5 protein-coding genes are annotated in these 20,046 nt (G+C 43.2%); all 5 read left to right on the forward strand.

Going from position 1 to position 20,046, the window contains the following annotated elements; translation table 11 throughout:
* Positions 1-52 precede the first annotated feature (52 nt).
* The 5 genes from FD725_RS04040 to FD725_RS04060 all read left to right on the forward strand — a co-directional run bounded on the left by FD725_RS04040 (position 53) and on the right by FD725_RS04060 (position 20,013).
* Positions 53-4,570, forward strand: a complete 4,518-nt coding sequence (locus FD725_RS04040; RefSeq protein WP_179046928.1) for a type I polyketide synthase — start codon at positions 53-55, stop codon at positions 4,568-4,570.
* Complete coding sequence (locus FD725_RS32290) at positions 4,567-11,301, forward strand: non-ribosomal peptide synthetase (protein WP_256871845.1); 6,735 nt, start codon at positions 4,567-4,569, stop codon at positions 11,299-11,301. Before FD725_RS04040 ends, FD725_RS32290 begins: the two co-directional genes overlap by 4 nt.
* A complete protein-coding gene (locus tag FD725_RS04050; RefSeq protein WP_179046929.1) occupies positions 11,298-14,486 on the forward strand; it encodes a non-ribosomal peptide synthetase in 3,189 nt (1,062 codons plus the stop codon). The genes FD725_RS32290 and FD725_RS04050 overlap by 4 nt, the downstream gene beginning before the upstream one ends.
* Positions 14,483-19,024: a non-ribosomal peptide synthetase gene (locus FD725_RS04055; RefSeq protein WP_179046930.1), complete on the forward strand. Its 4,542-nt coding sequence runs from the start codon at positions 14,483-14,485 to the stop codon at positions 19,022-19,024. The genes FD725_RS04050 and FD725_RS04055 overlap by 4 nt, the downstream gene beginning before the upstream one ends.
* Positions 19,025-19,146: 122 nt before the next feature.
* Positions 19,147-20,013 carry a class I SAM-dependent methyltransferase gene (locus FD725_RS04060; protein ID WP_179046931.1) on the forward strand — a complete coding sequence of 289 codons (867 nt, stop codon included), beginning with the start codon at positions 19,147-19,149 and terminating at the stop codon, positions 20,011-20,013.
* Positions 20,014-20,046 lie beyond the last annotated feature (33 nt).

Here is a 20,046-nt window from a genome sequence, read left to right on the forward strand (position 1 = left end):
AACTTACCTCAAAGATTTATGGTGCATTAGGACTATCAAAAATAATTTATTTATGGAAACAGAAACAAATCAGTCTAGCGATAATTTTAGGGATACAGACATAGCAGTTATTGGGATGTCCTGTCGTTTTCCTGGGGCAAAAAATGTAGAAGAATTCTGGGATAATTTAGTTAATGGAGTAGAGTCTATTTCACAATTTTCTGAAGAAAATCTAGCAGCTTTTGGTGTACCAAAATCAATATTTAATCAGCAAAATTATGTCAAAGCTAAACCGATTTTAGAAGATATAGAATTTTTTGATGCAGGCTTTTTTGGTTATAACCCAGCAGAAGCTGAGTTAACTGATCCTCAGCAACGGATATTTTTAGAAACTGCTTGGGAGGCTTTAGAGGTTGCTGGTTATGTGGCAGAGAGTTACCCTGGGTTAATTGGTGTTTATGCGGGGGGAATTTTTAATAATTATTCTCTATTCTCTATCAATCAGCAGAATTATTTAGATGACCATGAAGTAGGTAATTTATTAATTGCTAATGATAAAGATTATTTACCTACCAGAGTTTGTTATAAATTAAATTTAAAAGGGCCTGGTATTAACGTTCAAACTGCCTGTTCTACATCATTAGTAGCGACTCATTTAGCTTGTCAAAGTTTACTTAATTATGAAGTAGATATGGCCTTGGCAGGTGGCATTGCGATTAGTTTGCCGCAGAAAACAGGTTATTTTTATCAAGAGGGTGGTATCCTTTCTCCTGATGGTCACTGTCGCGCCTTTGATGCCAAAGCACAGGGAACACTATTTGGTAGTGGAGTCGGCATTGTCGTTTTAAAACGGTTAGGAGAAGCTTTGAGAGATGGCGATCGCATTCAGGCCGTGATCAAAGGCTCGGCTATCAATAACGATGGTTCACTCAAGGTTAGTTATACAGCTCCCAGTGTGGCAGGTCAAGCAGAGGTAATTGCTGAAGCCTTAGCAAATGCTGGGTTAAATCCTGAAACTATCGGTTATGTAGAAGCTCATGGTACGGGGACAGCGATGGGAGATCCCGTAGAAGTGGCAGCTTTGACGCAAGCTTTCCGCACTAGTACGCAAAAAACAGCTTATTGTGCTATTGGTTCAGTCAAAACTAATATTGGACATTTGAATGCAGCTGCGGGAATAGCCAGCTTAATCAAGACCATCTTAGCACTAAAGCACAAGTTGATTCCGCCCAACCTACATTTTCACGAGCCGAATCCGCAAATTGATTTTGCCCATAGCCCCTTCTACGTCAACGACAAACTCTCAGCATGGCAGACTAACGGCAGTCCCCGACGGGCGGGTGTGAGTTCTTTTGGTGTTGGTGGTACGAATGCCCACATTGTTTTAGAAGAAGCACCATTACCAGTATCCTCGGAAGAAACACGTCCTTGGCAGTTGTTAGTTCTCTCCGCGAAAACTGCCACAGCCTTAGATACAGCTATTGCCAATTTGGCTGAATATCTAGAGCAGCACAGAGAACTTAACTTGGCTGATGTTGCTTATACCTTAAGTATTGGTCGGCAAACCTTTAGCGATCGCCGCACTATATTATGTCAAAATCTGGATACAGCCATCCTAGCCCTAAAATCTCCCGATCAACCCACCCTTCAGGAATCACAACAACGTCCAGTCATCTTCATGTTCTCAGGTCAGGGTACACAATACGTCAACATGACCAAAGAACTTTACCAAGTTGAACCCACATTTCGTCAACATATTGATACCTGCTGTCAACTCCTCCAACCCCATCTGCAACTAGACTTACGCCAAATTCTCTATCCTAGTACCGCCCAAACTACAGACGCAAACGCAAAACTGTCACAAACAGCCATCACACAGCCTGCCTTATTCGTCATTGAATATGCTTTAGCTCAACTGTGGATGTCATGGGGAGTGCATCCTGTAGCTATGATTGGTCATAGCATTGGGGAATATGTAGCCGCAACTATTGCCGGGGTGTTTTCGCTAGAAGATGCCTTAGCCTTAGTAGCAGCTAGAGGGCAATTAATGCAACAATTACCGCCTGGGGCAATGTTAGCGGTTCCTCTGCCAGAAAGGGAAGTCCAACCTTTGTTGAATGCAGAACTTTCCCTCGCCGCAGTTAATAGCCCTAACTTGTGTGTAATTTCGGGAGATATCGCCGCCATCACAGGACTAGAAAAGGAGTTAAGCAGACAAAGTATTGAATGTCGCCGTTTGCATACCTCCCATGCTTTTCACTCCACCATGATGGAACCAATCTTGCCATCTTTTGTTGACCGCCTCCAACAACTGCACCTGCAAGCACCACAAATTCCCTACATCTCAAATCTTACAGGTACTTGGATTACTCCCCAACAAGCAACAGACCCTGACTACTGGGCAAAACACTTGCGGCAAACTGTAAAATTTAGCACAGGTTTAGAAGAATTATTACACCAACCAAGACAAATTTTATTGGAGGTAGGAGCAGGAAAAAGCTTGAGTACATTAGCTCAAAGACATCCAGCCAAAGCTCCCCAACAAGTTGTGCTATCTTCCGTACGTCATCCGCAAACACCCGGTTCAGATGTGGCATTTTTACTACAAACTCTGGGACAACTGTGGTTAGCTGGAGTAGCAATAGACTGGTCAGGATTTTATACTCATGAACGCCGCTATCGTGTGCCTTTACCTACCTATCCCTTCGAGCGTCAACCTTATTGGATTACACCGCAAACGCCTGTAGCATCGGCTAAAAAATCAGATATTAGCGATCGCTTCCATGTGCCTTTATGGAAACAATCTATACTAACAACTCAATATAGAGAGTCAGCACCGACACCATCAAGCTATCTAGTATTTTTAGATGAATGTGGCTTGGGTGGACAACTAGTGGCAAAACTACAACAGCAAAATCAAGATGTCATCACAGTACAAGTCGGGACAGGATTTGATCAATTAGGCGATCGCTCTTATTCTATCCGTCCTCAATCCAGTGATGATTATGATGCCCTAATCCAACAATTACTCATCCAACAGCAATTACCCAAAACAATTGTACATCTAGGGAATGTCACATCAGCGCCGCTTGGAGTGGAAACAGGATTTAATAGTCTATTATTTTTAGCTCAATCATTAGGCAAACAAACTCTCACAGGTGAGCATCGAGTGGTGGTGATTTCTAATCATCTACACTCAGTTGTTGGGGATGAAATATTATCTCCCGCCAAGGCAACTGTACTGGGAGTAGTCCAGGTAATGCCGCAAGAATACCCCAACTTTCACTGTTGCAGCATTGATATTGTCTTGCCTGTGGATGGAACTTGGCAATATGCCAAACTCCTAGAAAATCTGCTGACAGAATTAAGCATCCCATCATCTGAACAATTAATCGCCTATCGTGGTGTGTCTCGCTGGGTACAAACCTTTGAGCCAGTGCAGTTACCCAAACCACAAGATATCACACCACGCCTACGCCCAGGTGGTGTTTATCTCATCACAGGTGGACTCGGTGGTATTGGGCTAGTTTTGGCAGAATATTTAGCTAAAACAGTGCAGGCAAAGTTAATTCTCATCGGGCGTTCCCCCTTTCCCTCGCGTGAAGAGTGGGAACAATGGCTGGCTACTCATAACGAGGAAAATCACATTAGTCTCCAGTTACGGAAAATTCAAACATGGGAAAAATTGGGTGCAGAAGTTTTAGTCATGAATGCAGATGTCACTTCTGAACCACAAATGCAAACAGCGATCGCTTTAGGTCAGCAGCAATTCGGTACAATCAATGGTGTGATTCATGCCGCCGGTGTTCCTGGTGGTGGTGTGATGCAAATCAAAACCATCGAGGAGGCGCACAGGGTTCTCTCACCCAAAGTTACGGGGACATTAGTTTTAGCCAATATCTTGCAAGATATAAAACTAGATTTCCTGGTTTTATGCTCATCCATTGCCACAGTCAAAGGTGTCTTTGGGCAAGTAGACTACACCGCCGCTAACGCCTTTTTAGATGCCTTTGCCCACTACAAAACCTCTACCAGCAGCACCTACACAGTATCGATTAATTGGGATGCTTGGCAACAAGTCGGCATGGCAGCACAAGCATCTCGGCAAATGAATAGAATCAATTTTACTTCCGAGGGGTTATCACCTGCCGCAGGTATAGATGCCTTTGTGAGCATATTAGGTAGTAAGTTGTCTCAGGTTGTAGTCTCTACAAGTGATTTATCTCTAACTAGGAAAACAGCTAATTTTGTCGCCCCGCGAAAATCAGTCAATCTTACGCAAGTAAAGCACCCAAGACCAAATTTGAGTAGTGCTTATGTTGCACCACGTCATGAGATTGAGCAAAGCCTTGTAAATATCTGGCAAGAAATACTGGGTGTCTCGCAAATAGGCATTCATGATAACTTTTTTGAACTAGGGGGAGACTCATTATTAGCGGTGCGCTGCATTTCGCAAGTGCGAGAAAAACTACGCAGAGAATTACCTATCAATAGCCTATTTACAAAATCTACCGTGGCTGATTTAACAACATATTTTCAGCGAGAAACTGTGAGTGCTGGGATAAGCCAGCGAGAAGAGGGGGAATTATGAAAACTACTGCTGAATTCTTAGCTTATTTGCAGAGTTTGGATATCCAGCTATGGATAAATGGCGATAAACTGCATTACAGTACCCCCACAGGAACCTTAACACCCGCCTTATTAGAGCAAATTAAAGAGCATAAAGCAGAAATTATCCAATTCCTGCAAACTAACTCGAGTTTTCCCACCGAGACAATTTTACCCGTACCCAGAGACACAGACATACCCTTATCTTTTACCCAGCAGAGATTGTGGTTCATAGAACAAATAGAAGGTAACAGTGCTATTTACAACGAATCTGGCGTAGTAAAAATTAGTGGTTCTCTAAAAGTAGCAGTTTTACAGCAAAGCTTTGCAGAAATTGTCCAGCGTCACGAAATTTTGCGGACTAGCTTGCAAAATGTAGATGGGCAACCTATCCAAGTAATTGCACCAGACTTAAAGATTACTGTACCTGTGATAGATTGGTGTACACTCACCAAAACAGAGCAAGAACAAGAGGTACAGAGTTTAATAGCCGAAGAAGCTAAACGACCTTTTGACCTCAGCCAAGCACCTTTATTCAGAGTTACACTTTTACAATTAGAACAGACAGAATATTTACTACAAATTACTATTCATCACACCATTGCTGACTTTTGGGCAATTAATATACTGCTAGATGAATTTATCGCATTATACACAGCTTTGGCTCAAGATGAGCGATCGCCACTCCCCCCACTACCAATTCAATACGCAGACTTTACCCTATGGCAACGGCAGTATTTACAAAGCGGCGTATTAGAAACAGAACTGGCCTACTGGAAACAACAACTTAGTCATGCTCCTAACTTACTACAACTTCCCAGCGATCGACCACGCCCACCAATTCAAACCTACGCTGGGAAAATACACCTGTTCGCACTGTCGAAAACACTGACAGAATCCTTGAGGGCGACTAGTCGCAGTGTGGGAGTTACCCTATTTATGACCCTGCTAGCAGCCTTTAAAAGCTTACTTTACCGCTATACAGGTCAAGAAGATATCTTAGTCGGTTCCCCCATTGCTAACCGCAACCACGTAGAAATTGAAAACCTTATTGGTGTTTTTGCAAATACATTAGTCCTGCGTACTTCTTTGTCGGGAAATCCCAGTTTTCGGGAGTTGTTAACTAGAGTCCGGGAGGTGACATTAAATGCTTATGCTCACCAAAATCTACCCTTGGAAAAGTTGGTGGAAGAATTACAACTGCCAAGGGACTTGAGTTATTCCCAGTTGTTTCAAGTCATGTTTTCCTTTCTGAATGTGCCGCAAACTACATTAGAAATCCCCGGACTGACTCTAGAAATTTTACCCACCCACAACGAAACATCTAGATTTGATCTCACTCTTGAATTTAGAGAAACAGCAGCAGGACTGATAGGAGAAGTAGAATACAATACAGACTTATTTAATGCTGAGACAATCAGCAGAATGGTAGGGCATTTACAAACATTATTAACAGCCATAGCCACAAATCCTGACCAAAAAATCTCACAATTACCAATACTCACCCCAAGCGAACAACATCAACTATTAGTAGAGTGGAATCAAACCCAAGTTGACTATCCCCAAAATACCTGCATCCATCAATTATTTGAGCAACAAGTAGAACGCACACCAGATGCTATTGCTGTAGTTTTTGCCAATGAACACCTAACCTATCATCAACTCAACACAAAAGCCAATCAACTGGCACACTATTTGCAACAACTAGGAGTCAAACCAGAAACCCTAGTCGGCATTTGCCTAGAACGTTCCCTTGAAATGGTAGTGGGATTATTGGGCATCCTCAAAGCCGGTGGCGCATACATCCCCCTTGACCCCAGCTATCCCCCAGACCGTATCGCCTTGATGCTGGCAGACTCCCAGATGTCTTTCCTAGTCACCCAACAATCATTACTAGCACAATTACCTCCACATGAGGCACAAGTGATTTGTTTAGATACAGATGGGGAAATCATTCACCAACATAGCCCAGACAACCTCGATATTCTCACCACCTCTGCATCACTAGCTTACGTTATTTATACCTCCGGTTCTACAGGTAAACCCAAGGGTGTACAAATCTGTCACCAAGGAGTTGTCAATTTCCTCACTTCCATGGCAAGTCAACTCCCATTTACCCCATCTGATATTCTTGTCGCAGTCACATCCATATCTTTCGATATCGCCGTTTTAGAATTGTATCTGCCCTTAATCACTGGGGCGCATCTGATTCTGGTTTCACGGACAGTGGCACAAGATGGTACAAGACTGAGTGAGTATCTAACTCAGGCTACCATTATGCAGGCGACTCCTGCGACTTGGCGAATGTTGCTGAATGCTGGGTGGTGTGGCAATTCTCATCTAAAAATTCTCTGTGGTGGTGAGGCGCTGACTCGTGAATTAGCACAGCAGTTATTCGATAAAGGTGCTAGTCTGTGGAATTTATATGGGCCGACGGAAACTACTATTTGGTCAACGGCGCATCAAGTCAAGAAGACTGACTTATCTTTGTCGATAGTACCAATTGGTCGGGCGATCGCCAATACCCAACTTTATATTCTGGATACTCAATGTCAACTTACGCCTATTGGTGTGGCTGGGGAATTGCATATTGGTGGGGATGGGTTGGCGAGGGGATATTTACATCGTCCTGATTTGACGCAACAAAGGTTTATTCCTCATCCTTTGAGTCAGGGTGGTCGTGTTTATAAGACTGGTGATTTGGTTCGTTATTTGCCCAGTGGTGAGATTGAGTATATTGGACGCATAGATAATCAAATCAAACTGCGTGGCTTCCGTATTGAATTGGGGGAAATTGAATCTATCCTCAACCAACATCCACAAATCAGGGAAGCTGTAGTTGTAGTTCGCACAAATGAAGTAGATACTCAAACTTTAGTAGCTTATCTAGTGTTGCTCTCAGGACAAGAGTTAGCAACTGCCGAACTACGACAATTTTTAGCGTCAAAACTGCCAGACTACATGATACCCAATGTATTGATGGCGCTGGAGTCACTACCACTCACACCCAATGGTAAAGTAGATCGGCAAGCACTACCAACACCTGACCCCATCCAACTATCATCAACATCAGATTTTGTCCCCCCTTCTTCCCCCATAGAAGAGATACTCGCTGGTATTTGGGCAGATGTTCTGGGTTTAGAAAAGGTAGGTGTACACAATAATTTCTTTCAACTAGGCGGACATTCTTTAATTGCCAGTCGCGTCATTGCCGGAATTCAGCAAGTTTTTTCCCAACAACTACCTTTACGTCGTCTGTTTGAGTTACCCACAATAGCCGAGTTAGCAAAAGAGATAGAAAACAGTACCAAATTAGGTTTACAACTAGAAAAACCCCCCATCAAGCGCCATTCTTGGGAAAGTGAATTACCCTTATCTTTTGCTCAACAGCGTTTATGGTTCCTCACGCAGTTAGAATCAGATAGTCCCTTGTACAACATTCCTTTTGTCATCCGCTTACAAGGGCAACTGAACTATGAAGCGCTAGAACAAAGTCTCAACGCCATTAGACAACGCCACCAAGCCTTACAGACTAATTTTTTCAACGTCGCTGGCAAACCAACAGCAGTTATCTCGCCAGCAAAACTCATCCAGTTGCCAATTCTCGACTTGAGTGCATTAGACATCTCTAAAAATGAATGTAGAGACGTTCCCAAAAATGAATGTAGAGACGTTCCCAAAAATGAATGTAGAGACGTTCCCAAAAATGAATGTAGAGACGTTCCCAAAAATGAATGTAGAGACGTTGCACTGCAACGTCTCTACAAGGATTTCGGGCAACTAATCTTAGCAGAGACGCAATCTCCCTTTGATCTGCAAAATGATTCACTGTTGCGAAGCAAACTACTCCATCTTCAGCCACAGGAACATATTTTACTATTGACCATGCCGCATATTGTTGCTGATGGCTGGTCAATTGGTGTAGTGATGCGTGAGTTATCACAACTTTATACAGCTTTCTCTCAAGGACAAACCCCATCCCTACCAGAATTACCAATCCAGTATGCAGACTTTGCCCTCTGGCAACGACAATGGTTGCAAGGAGAATGCCTACAAACGCAGATATCCTATTGGCGTGAACAGCTAGCAGGTTTACCACCCAAACTAGAGTTACCGACAGATAGACCTAGACCTGCGGTACAGAGTTTTCAAGGCGCTATTCATGGGTTTGTGATTACCCCAGAGTTAACTTTAGCTTTGCATCAGTTAAGCCAGCAAACAGGAAGTACCTTGTTTATGACCTTACTAGCAGCTTTTAAAGTACTTCTGGGACGCTACACAGCTACTACAGATATAGTAGTAGGTACAGCGATCGCCAACCGTAATCAAGCAGAGTTAGAAGGGTTAATTGGTTTATTTGTCAATACTCTAGTTTTGAGAACAGATTTATCAGGTAATCCCACTTTTAAAGAATTACTCACTCGCTTGCGAGAAGTAGCTTTGGGTGCATATGCCCATCAGGATTTGCCCTTTGAGCAGCTAGTCGAAGAACTTCAACCCCAACGCTCTTTGAGTCATACACCATTATTCCAAGTAATGTTTGTGCTGCAAAATGCCCCCATCTCGACAATGGAATTACCGGGGTTGACTGCCAGGGTTATGGAAACTGAACTTGCCACGGCCAAATTTGACCTGACACTATACATGGAACAATCAGGTTCAGGTCTGAGAGCAGCTTTTGAGTATAATACAGACTTATTTAATGCTGAGACAATCAGCAGAATGGTAGGGCATTTACAAACATTATTAACAGCCATAGCCACAAATCCCGACCAAAAAATCTCACAACTACCAATACTCACCCCAGCCGAACAACATCAACTATTAATCGAGTGGAATCAAACCCAAATTGACTATCCCCAAAATACCTGTATCCATCAATTATTTGAGCAACAAGTAGAACAGACACCAGAAGCAATTGCATTAATCTTTGGCGAAGCACAATTAACCTATCAAGAACTCAACCAAAAAGCCAATCAACTGGCACACTATTTGCAACAACTAGGAGTCAAACCAGAAACCCTAGTCGGTATTTGCCTAGAACGTTCCATCGAAATGGTAGTAGGATTGTTGGGCATCCTCAAAGCCGGTGGCGCATACATCCCCCTTGACCCCAGCTATCCCCCAGACCGTATCGCCTTGATGCTGGCAGACTCCCAGATGTCTTTCCTAGTCACCCAACAATCATTACTAGCACAATTACCTCCACATGAGGCACAAGTGATTTGTTTAGATACAGATGGGGAAATCATTCACCAACATAGCCCAGACAACCTCGATATTCTCACCACCTCTGCATCACTAGCTTACGTTATTTATACCTCCGGTTCTACAGGTAAACCCAAGGGTGTACAAATCTGTCACCAAGGAGTTGTCAATTTCCTCACTTCCATGGCAAGTCAACTCCCATTTACCCCATCTGATATTCTTGTCGCAGTCACATCCATATCTTTCGATATCGCCGTTTTAGAATTGTATCTGCCCTTAATCACTGGGGCGCATCTGATTCTGGTTTCACGGACAGTGGCACAAGATGGTACAAGACTGAGTGAGTATCTAACTCAGGCTACCATTATGCAGGCGACTCCTGCGACTTGGCGAATGTTGCTGAATGCTGGGTGGTGTGGCAATTCTCATCTAAAAATTCTCTGTGGTGGTGAGGCGCTGACTCGTGAATTAGCACAGCAGTTATTCGATAAAGGTGCTAGTTTGTGGAATTTATATGGGCCGACGGAAACTACTATTTGGTCAACGGCGCATCAAGTCAAGAAGACTGACTTATCTTTGTCGATAGTACCAATTGGTCGGGCGATCGCCAATACCCAAGTTTATATTCTTGATCCTCAATGTCAACTTACGCCTATTGGTGTGGCTGGGGAATTGCATATTGGTGGGGATGGGTTGGCGAGGGGATATTTACATCGTCCTGATTTGACGCAACAAAGGTTTATTCCTCATCCTTTGAGTCAGGGTGGTCGTGTTTATAAGACTGGTGATTTGGTTCGTTATTTAGCCAGTGGTGAGATTGAGTATATTGGACGCACTGATTATCAGGTGAAGATTCGCGGCTTCCGTATTGAATTGGGCGAAATTGAGGCAGTCATCAGACAACATCCAGATGTGCGGGAAGTGGTGGTGTTAGCCAGAGAAGATTTACCTGGAAATAAACGATTGGTTGCTTATATTGTCAGATATCAGCCAGAAACAGCATATTTCCCTGGTGAATTGCGGAGTTTTTTGCAGGACAAATTACCTGATTATATGCTCCCTTCCGCCTTTGTGATTCTTGATGCTCTACCGTTGACACCCAATGGTAAAGTAGATAGGCGATCGCTCCCTGCTCCTGATACAACTAGACAAGATTTCGCCAGTACTTTTGTCTCACCTCGTAACTCTGTTGAGTCAGTACTAGCAAGCATTTGGAGTCATGTTCTCAAACGAGAACTAATAGGAGTACACGACAACTTTTTTGAGTTGGGTGGTGATTCTATTCTCAGCCTGCAAATCATTTTTCAAGCTCATCAAGCAGGCTTACAACTGACACCCAAACAGATATTTAAACATCAGACAATTGCCGAATTGGCAACAGTAGCAGAGACAAATCAATCGGCAAACGAGTTTTTTGCTGGCGATTTTCCTTTAGCACAAGTTGGTCAAAAAGAATTAGATGCTGTATTGGCAATGGTTGAATTTGAGGGAGGCACTACCAGATGAATAATAACATCGCAGATATTTATCCCCTTTCTCCCACTCAACAAGGAATGCTGTTTCATAGCCTTTATGAGCCGGCATCCGGTACATACATCACGCAAATAGGTTGTGAATTACATGGACAGTTAAATATTTCTGCCTTTGCTCAAGCTTGGCAGCAAGTCATCAATCAGTATCCAGTTTTACGCACTGCTTTTGTGTGGGAGAAGCTAGAACAACCCTTGCAAGTGGTAGGTCAGCAAGTTAAGCTTCCTTGGGAAGAACTAGACTGGTGTGGAATTCCCTCCATAGAACAGCAAGAAAAACTAGAGAACTTATTATACAGCGATCGCCTGCGTGGTTTTCAACTTGCCAAAGCCCCACTGATGCGTTTGATGCTCATCCATCTCACCGATACCAGCTATTATTTCGTTTGGAGTCATCACCATCTATTGCTGGATGGTTGGTCTATACCGATTATTTTCCAGCAAGTAATCTCCTACTACCAAGAAGATCGCCCCACCCCCAAATCATCCCGCCCCTACCGTGACTATATCGCCTGGTTACAGCAACAAGACTTGTCCTCATCTCAAGCCTTTTGGCAAGAAAAACTCAAAGGTTTGACAGCGCCAACACCCTTGGGGATAAACCAAGTGACGCGGCAAATACCCAACCCCGAAACTATCCACGTTGAACAACAAATTCAATTATCAACTGCCACAACAACTGCACTCAAGTCTTTAGCCCAGCAACAACACCTCACCCTGAATACTTTAGTACAAGGGGCTTGGGCATTACTCCTCAGACGTTATAGTGGTCAAGATGATGTGGTATTTGGCACTACTGTTTCTGGTCGTCCTCCGACTCTAGTGAATGTAGAGTCTATGGTGGGACTGTTTATTAATACTCTACCGATGCGGGTCAAAGTAGATGACTCACAATTCCTCATCCCTTGGCTTGAACAACTCCAAGCCGAACATCTAGAAGCACGACAATATGAATATAGTCCACTAGTAGAAATCCACGGCTGGACTGAAGTACCCAGAGATTTACCATTATTTGCCAGTATCGTCGTCTTTGAAAACTACCCCTTAGATTCTACACAAATCCCCGGTTTAGAAATTATTAATGTCCGCAGTTGGGAAAAAACCAACTATCCGCTAACAGTATCTGCCTTCCCTGGTGCAGAATTGGTTTTAAAAATTTCCTGCGATCGCCAACATTTTGATACCACTACAATTAGTAGAATCATAGGGCATTTACAGACATTGTTAACAGCGATCGCCACAAATCCCCATCAACAACTCTCACAACTACCAATACTCACCCCGTCCGAACAACATCAACTACTAGTTGAGTGGAATCAAACCCAAGTTGACTATCCCCAAAATACCTGTATTCATCACTTATTTGAACAACAAGTAGAACGCACACCAGAGGCAATTGCCCTAGTCTTTGGCGAAGCACAATTAACCTATCATCAACTCAACCAAAAAGCCAATCAACTCGCACACCACCTGCAACAACTAGGAGTCAAACCAGAAACACTAGTCGGTATTTGTTTAGAACGTTCCATCGAAATGGTGGTGGGACTATTAGCAATTCTCAAAGCCGGTGGCGCATATATCCCCATCGACCCCAGCTATCCCCCACAGCGTATTGCTTTCATGCTCAAAGATGCTCAACCACCCATCTTACTCACCCAAGCAATCATAGCCCCCACCTTACCAACCCATAACGCCCAAGTCATCTGTCTGGATAGCGACTGGGACAAAATTGCTACCCACAGCCCAGAAAATCCTCATAGTGGTGTCACACTTGATCATCTCATCTACGTCATCTACACCTCTGGTTCCACAGGACAACCCAAGGGAGCAATGAATACTCACCAAGCATTGTCTAATCGCTTGCTGTGGATGCAGGATACTTATCAACTCACACCTGAAGACAGGGTTTTGCAAAAGACTCCTTTTAGTTTTGATGTGTCGGTGTGGGAGTTTTTCTGGCCGTTAATTACGGGGGCAAAATTGGTGATAGCCCAACCAGGAGGACATCAAGATAGTGGTTATCTTGTCAAGTTAATTGCCAAAGAACAAGTCACGACGGTGCATTTTGTGCCTTCGATGCTGCAAGTGTTTTTAGAGGAACCAGAATTGGCAACTTGTAGCTGTCTTCAACGAGTGATTTGTAGTGGGGAGGCTTTACCCAAAGCTTTGGCTGACCGCTTTTTTACCCATCTAGATGCACAGTTGCATAATTTGTATGGGCCGACAGAGGCGGCAATTGATGTAACTTATTGGCAATGTCAGCCTCAGAGTCAGTTGGCGATCGTGCCAATTGGTCGGCCTATTGCCAATACTCAACTTTACATTTTAGATGAATCTGGTCAACCAACTCCTGTGGGTGTGGTGGGAGAATTACATATTGGTGGGGTGGGACTAGCTAGGGGATATTTGCATCGTCCCGATTTGACAGCCCAAAAGTTTATTTCTCATCCTTTGATTGATGGTGGTTGTCTTTACAAGACAGGTGATTTGGCGCGTTATTTACCTGATGGTGAAATTGAGTATATTGGGCGGATTGATTATCAAGTAAAAATTCGTGGCTTCCGCATTGAATTAGAAGAAATCGCCGCCGTTCTTAATCAACATCCACAGGTGAGAGAAACTGTAGTGATGGCTAGAACTGATGACTCTGGTAATCAATATTTAGTAGCTTATATAATTCCTGATTTAAAAACTCATATCGTCACAAATGAACTGCGAGAATTTCTTCAAGAGAAGTTGCCAGAATATATGCTGCCAAAAACCTTTGTCTGTTTAGCAGCATTACCACTCACACCCAATGGTAAAGTTGATCGCCAAGCATTACCTGTACCTGATAATTCTCGCCATGATGAAGTTGTGTTTGTTTCCCCCCGCACACCGACAGAGGAGATATTAGCTGCTATTTATGCCGATGTTTTAGGGCTAGAAGAAGTTAGTATTTATGACAACTTTTTTGCTTTAGGAGGACATTCTTTATTAGCTACTAAGGTCATTTCTCGCTTGCGTGAAGCATTCAAAATAGAGTTACCTTTGCGTAGTTTATTTGAGCGCCCAACTATAGCTGATTTAGCAACGCGCTTAGAAACAATGCGTTTAGCTTTGACCCAGGTTTCTCATGCTGTTGGTGTTGTAGAAAAAGGTCGAAAAGAAATAGAATTATGAAAACAATTGATGAGTTATTTTCTTATCTGGATAGTCTAGATGTCAAACTCTGGGTTGAAGATAATCGCCTACGTTGTCATGCACCAGAGGCAGTATTAACATCAAATCTGAGTGAGCAAATCTTAGAACGCAAAGCCGAAATTATCGAATTTCTCACCCAAGCCGAACTCAGCAAAAATTCACAATTACTGTCTATTGTTCCTACTTCCAGAATCGGCAATCTACCTCTATCTTTTGCCCAGCAACGGCTGTGGTTCATTGACCAGATGGAACCAAATAGTTGCTTTTACAATATTCCGGCGGCGGTGCGGTTGATTGGTTCACTTCATCTCAGTGCTTTTGAAAGTAGCTGTAACGAAATTGTCCGTCGTCATGAAGTGCTACGGACTAATTTTCCCACGGTAGATGGTCAGCCAGTCCAGGTAATTCAGCCATTTTCACCACGAGTGTTACCAGTATTAGATTTACAACACTTAAGCACTTTGGAGCAAGAAGCAGAAGTTTTCCGCCTGATGAGCCAGGAAGCCCAAAAACCCTTTAATCTAGCGCAAGATTCACTGCTACGCATCACTGTTATATGTTTAAATCAGGCTGAGTATGTAGTGCTGTTGACTATACACCACATTATTGCTGATGCCTGGTCTATAGGGATTTTCCTCAGAGAGCTAGTAGCTTTATATACAGAATTTACTAACGGTCAAACCTCCCCCCTACCAGAGTTACCCATTCAATATGCTGACTTTGCTGTTTGGCAACGCCAATATTTACAGGGTGAGGTATTAGAGACTCAGCTAGCTTACTGGCGACAACAACTAGGTGGCAGCTTGCCCATATTGCAATTACCCACAGATCGCCCTCGTCCGAGAGTTCAGACTTTTCGTGGTGCGAGTCAATCCTTTTATTTATCTGCTGAACTGACTGAGGCGCTGAAGGTGTTGAGTCAGCAAGCAGGGGTAACTCTTTTCATGACTCTACTGACGGCGTTTAAAATCCTACTTTACCGTTATACGTACCAAGAAGATATACTAGTTGGTTCAGCGATCGCTAATCGTCAACGAGTAGAAGTTGAAGGGTTAATTGGCTTTTTTGTCAATACTTTAGTTTTGCGTACAGACCTTTCTGGTAATCCCACTTTTCGGGAACTGTTGGATCGGGTACGACGGGTAACTTGGGAAGCTTATGACCATCAAGATTTACCTTTAGAAAAATTGGTGGAGGAATTGCAACCTGAACGTGACTTGAGCTACAGTCCGTTATTTCAGACGATGTTTGTGTTGCAAAATACACCTGATATAGATGTAACACTTCCTGGTTTGAAGATCACGACCATACCCCAAACCAGCACCACTGCCAAGTTAGATTTGACATTGGATATGCGGGAAACTGCTGCTGGGCTGATGGGTGTATTTGAATACAACACAGATTTGTTTGATGATATAGCGATCGCTCACATGATCAATCATTGGCAAAACTTGTTGTTGGGGATTATCGATCATCCACAGCAGCACATTGGCGAATTTCCCATCCTGACGACAGCAGAGCAGCAGCAGTTATTGGTGGAGTGGAATGATACCCAAACAGATTATCCCCAAGACTTATGTTTTCATCAGTTATTTACCACCCAAGCAGAAAACACACCAGATGCAGTCGCCGTTGTTTTTGGACAGCAACATTTAACCTATCGCCAGCTAAATCAGCAAGCTAATCAATTAGCACACCACTTACAACAACTGGGTGTAGTCCCAGAAACCATCGTGGGAATTTGCTTGGAGCGATCGCTAGAAATGATCGTCGCCTTCTTAGCTATCCTGAAAGCTGGTGGGGCTTATCTACCTTTAGATCCAGCCTACCCTCAAGAACGCCTAACTTTTATGTTGGCGGATTCACAAATTCCCATTCTCTTAACAAGCCAAAACTTATCAGCCAAACTCCCCGCCTATTCAGGACAAATCCTCTGCTTAGATACCAACTGGGAAAAAATTGCTCAACACAGTCAAGAAAATCCCACCAGTGATGTCACCATTCAGAACTTGGCTTACCTGATTTACACCTCCGGTTCTACAGGAACACCCAAAGGTGTGCTAATTCCCCATGCAGGATTGGTAAATCTCACCCTAGACAAAATTCGCACTTGTCGCGTCCAACCAGATAGCCGCGTCCTCCAGTTTTTCTCCTTCAGTTTTGATGCTTCGATCCCAGAAATATTCATGGCCCTTGGTTCTGGTGCAGCCCTGCATTTAGCCACACCAGCAGAATTATTACCAGGAGCAGCTTTGATGCAGCTATTGCAGGAACGAGCCATCACTCACATCACTATCTTGCCATCAGCACTAACCGCTTTATCTGCTGACGATTTACCAGCATTAAAAATGGTGTTAGTTGGGGGAGAAGCCCCTTCTCCCGAAATGATTGCGGAATGGTCAAAAGGACGACTCTTTATCAACGCCTACGGGCCGACAGAAACAACAGTCAACGCCAGTATGGTGGAATGCGGTAACGGTGGTCAAATGTCCCCCACCATCCGCCCAGCAGCTAATAAGCAATTGTATATCCTAGACAAATATCATCAACTTGTCCCTGTGGGAGTTGTGGGTGAAGTGTACATTGGTGGCGTTGGTTTAGCACGGGGTTATCTCCATCGCCCAGAAAAAACGGACGCAGCTTTTATTCCTAATCCTTTCAGTAATCAACCAGACAGCCGTCTTTATAAAACTGGGGACTTAGCTTATCACCTGAGAGATGGTAACATCAAGCTGCTCGGTCGTGTAGATCATCAAGTAAAAATTCGTGGCTTCCGGATTGAACTGGGAGAGGTAGAGGCTTTGCTGACCCAACACCCAGCAGTCCGGGAAAGTGTGGTGATTGTCAAAGAAGATCACTCTGGTGATAAACGTTTAGTAGCTTATATAGTACCAGCGTCAGCAAGTATCCCCACGACTAGCGATTTGCGCCGCTTCCTAGAAAAAACATTGCCCAAGTATATGGTTCCGGCGGTGTTCGTGATGCTAGAAGCCTTACCACTCAACCCCAACGGCAAAGTAGACCGTCAAGCCTTACCTCTACCTGATACAATCCGACCTGAGTTAGCAGCAGCCTTTGTGGCTCCTCGTACACCGATAGAATCAGTGTTAGCCGGAATTTTTGCTGAGATTCTTCAGGTTGAGCAGGTGGGTGTGGATGATGACTTCTTTGAATTAGGAGGACATTCATTACTAGCGACAAAATTAATTGCTCGTTTACTCAAAGCTTTTCAAATAGAGTTAACAGTAATTGACTTGTTTGATGCTCCTACTGTAGCAGGTTTAGCAGAACGGATTGAGCATATACAAACAACAGGAACTATCTATAAACAGCATGAGGAAACTGTTAATTTACTCAAAGCAGATGCTATTTTAGATCCCACAATCACCCCCGCATCCCCAGCGATCGCCACCACAAAAGTCAGTGCTATTTTATTAACTGGAGCTACTGGTTTTCTCGGAGCCTTCTTACTACACGAACTCCTCCAACAAACATCAGCAACTATTTACTGTTTAGTCCGCGCCCAGGATATCCCAGCCGCTAGACAAAAGCTGCAAAAATCCCTGGAATCATCTTTACTGTGGGACGAAAAATATAGCGATCGCCTGATTCCAGTCCTCGGAGATTTATCACAACCCCTACTAGGACTTTCTGCAACTGAGTTTCACCACATGGCTGAGTGCATTGATGTAATTTATCACAATGGTGCATGGGTACATCATGCTTCGCCTTACTCATTACTCAAAGCTACTAACGTTTTCGGAACTCAAGAAATTCTCAGATTAGCTTGTCAAGTGCAAGCGAAACCTGTGCATTTTATGTCTGCTAGTAGCGTTTTTGCGGCTGGAGTCAGAATTATTCGAGAACAAGATAAAGTTGATGAGCAACCACCAATAGGCGGTTATAACCAGAGTAAATGGGTAGCGGAAAAATTAGTTACCCAAGCCAGAGATCGCGGTCTTCCCGTGGCTATTTATCGACTAGGACGCATATCTGGACACAGCCAGACAGGTGTGTTTAATCCCCATGACTTTTTGTACAGATTGATTATTGGTTCTGTACAACTAGGTAGCATCCCCGATCAGGAGATGATGCTAGATATCATTCCCGTAGATTATGCCAGCAAAGCGATCGCTTATCTATCACAACAATCAGCTTCCGGGAATCAAGTTTTTCACTTCGTCCATCCCCAACCAGTCTCCGCAAATGTGTTGTTTGCGAAATTGCGATCGCTTGGCTACTCTATTCAACAAGTTGCTTATGAACAATGGCATCAACAACTACTCAACATCGCTGAAAATTCACCGGAACATCCCCTATATCCCTTAGTTTCACTTTTTCCCAGCCGATTTTCTCAACCACAAACCTCTAATTTGCAATTTGACTGTGAGAATACACTCACTAAACTTACAGGTACATCAATTACCTGTCCACAAATCGATGAGCAGTTATTAAACACTTACATTTCATATCTTGTTCAGCATGGATTTATTGCTGATATAGCTGTTCTTAGTTAGGTGAGGTACAGAATTAATTTTTTAAACGCTGAGGAACGCTGAGGAAAGCGCGGAGGGGCGCGGAGGTTTTTTCAGTTTTCTTAGCGGTGTACTTACTAATTCTTCATTCGCCAAATAAACATATGCTCAATTCCCAAATTCGCTATACAGATTACGACCCCTGGGCTTGGTTATATAACAAATCCGAAGCACACCTAGCCTCTCGTCGCTTGCTACCAAAGTTAGAAAAATTAGTCTTACCTCATCTTCCTGTAAAAGGACGAATTCTTGACCTTTGTTGTGGGACTGGGCAATTAACACAATTATTAATTCTCAAGGGTTATCAAGTAACTGGTCTTGATGGCTCAGAAAAAATGTTGCAATATGCTCAAAATAATGCACCTAATGCTAAATTCATCCTTGGTGATGCCCGCTTCTTTGAATTACCAAATACCTTTGATGCAGTTATTTGTACTGATTCGGCTCTCAACCATATCATGAGTCTGGAAGAACTTAAAAGTGTTTTCCGCAATGTGTATGTAGCCATGAAAGAAAACGCCATCTTCTTTTTTGATATAGGTTTAGAAAAACGCTATCGCAATATCCCCTTTAATGATGGTGAACTGCAAGAAAATTATGCTTGGAGTGTAGGAGAAACTTATGATTCAGCAGCAAAAACAGGTACTTTTACCATCACTATTTTTCAACCACCCAATAGTCAACCAAGTAAAAAGTCTACCCGAATTGACTTATTAACACAACAGATAAAACGCTCCATTTACAACAATTTTCTTCGCTATGTTCAACCCTCAACCCTATTACAACTATTACAGCAAGATTGGCAACCATCTGCCCTGACATTTTCCGTCAAACCTTATTCGCCAGCAGAAATTAAATCCACATTATCCGCCGTCGGCTTCACCAATATCAACGCCTACAATCACAAACTAGCTTTAGCCACTCCTCAAGACAACAAACTAGTATACTTTGTCGCTCAAAAATCAAGTTAATTTCTATTAGCACTCGCTAATAAAACTAGAAAA

This window comes from Nostoc sp. TCL26-01 (assembly GCF_013393945.1).
Classification (GTDB): Bacteria; Cyanobacteriota; Cyanobacteriia; order Cyanobacteriales; family Nostocaceae; genus Trichormus.

Bases quoted from the DNA above. Each gene is read 5' to 3' on its own strand.
- FD725_RS04050 (WP_179046929.1), top strand. From the start codon at position 11,298: ATGAATAATAACATCGCAGATATTTATCCCCTTTCTCCCACTCAACAA.
- FD725_RS04040 (WP_179046928.1), top strand. From the start codon at position 53: ATGGAAACAGAAACAAATCAGTCTAGCGATAATTTTAGGGATACAGAC.
- FD725_RS04060 (WP_179046931.1), top strand. From the start codon at position 19,147: ATGCTCAATTCCCAAATTCGCTATACAGATTACGACCCCTGGGCTTGG.
- FD725_RS04055 (WP_179046930.1), top strand. From the start codon at position 14,483: ATGAAAACAATTGATGAGTTATTTTCTTATCTGGATAGTCTAGATGTC.
- FD725_RS32290 (WP_256871845.1), top strand. From the start codon at position 4,567: ATGAAAACTACTGCTGAATTCTTAGCTTATTTGCAGAGTTTGGATATC.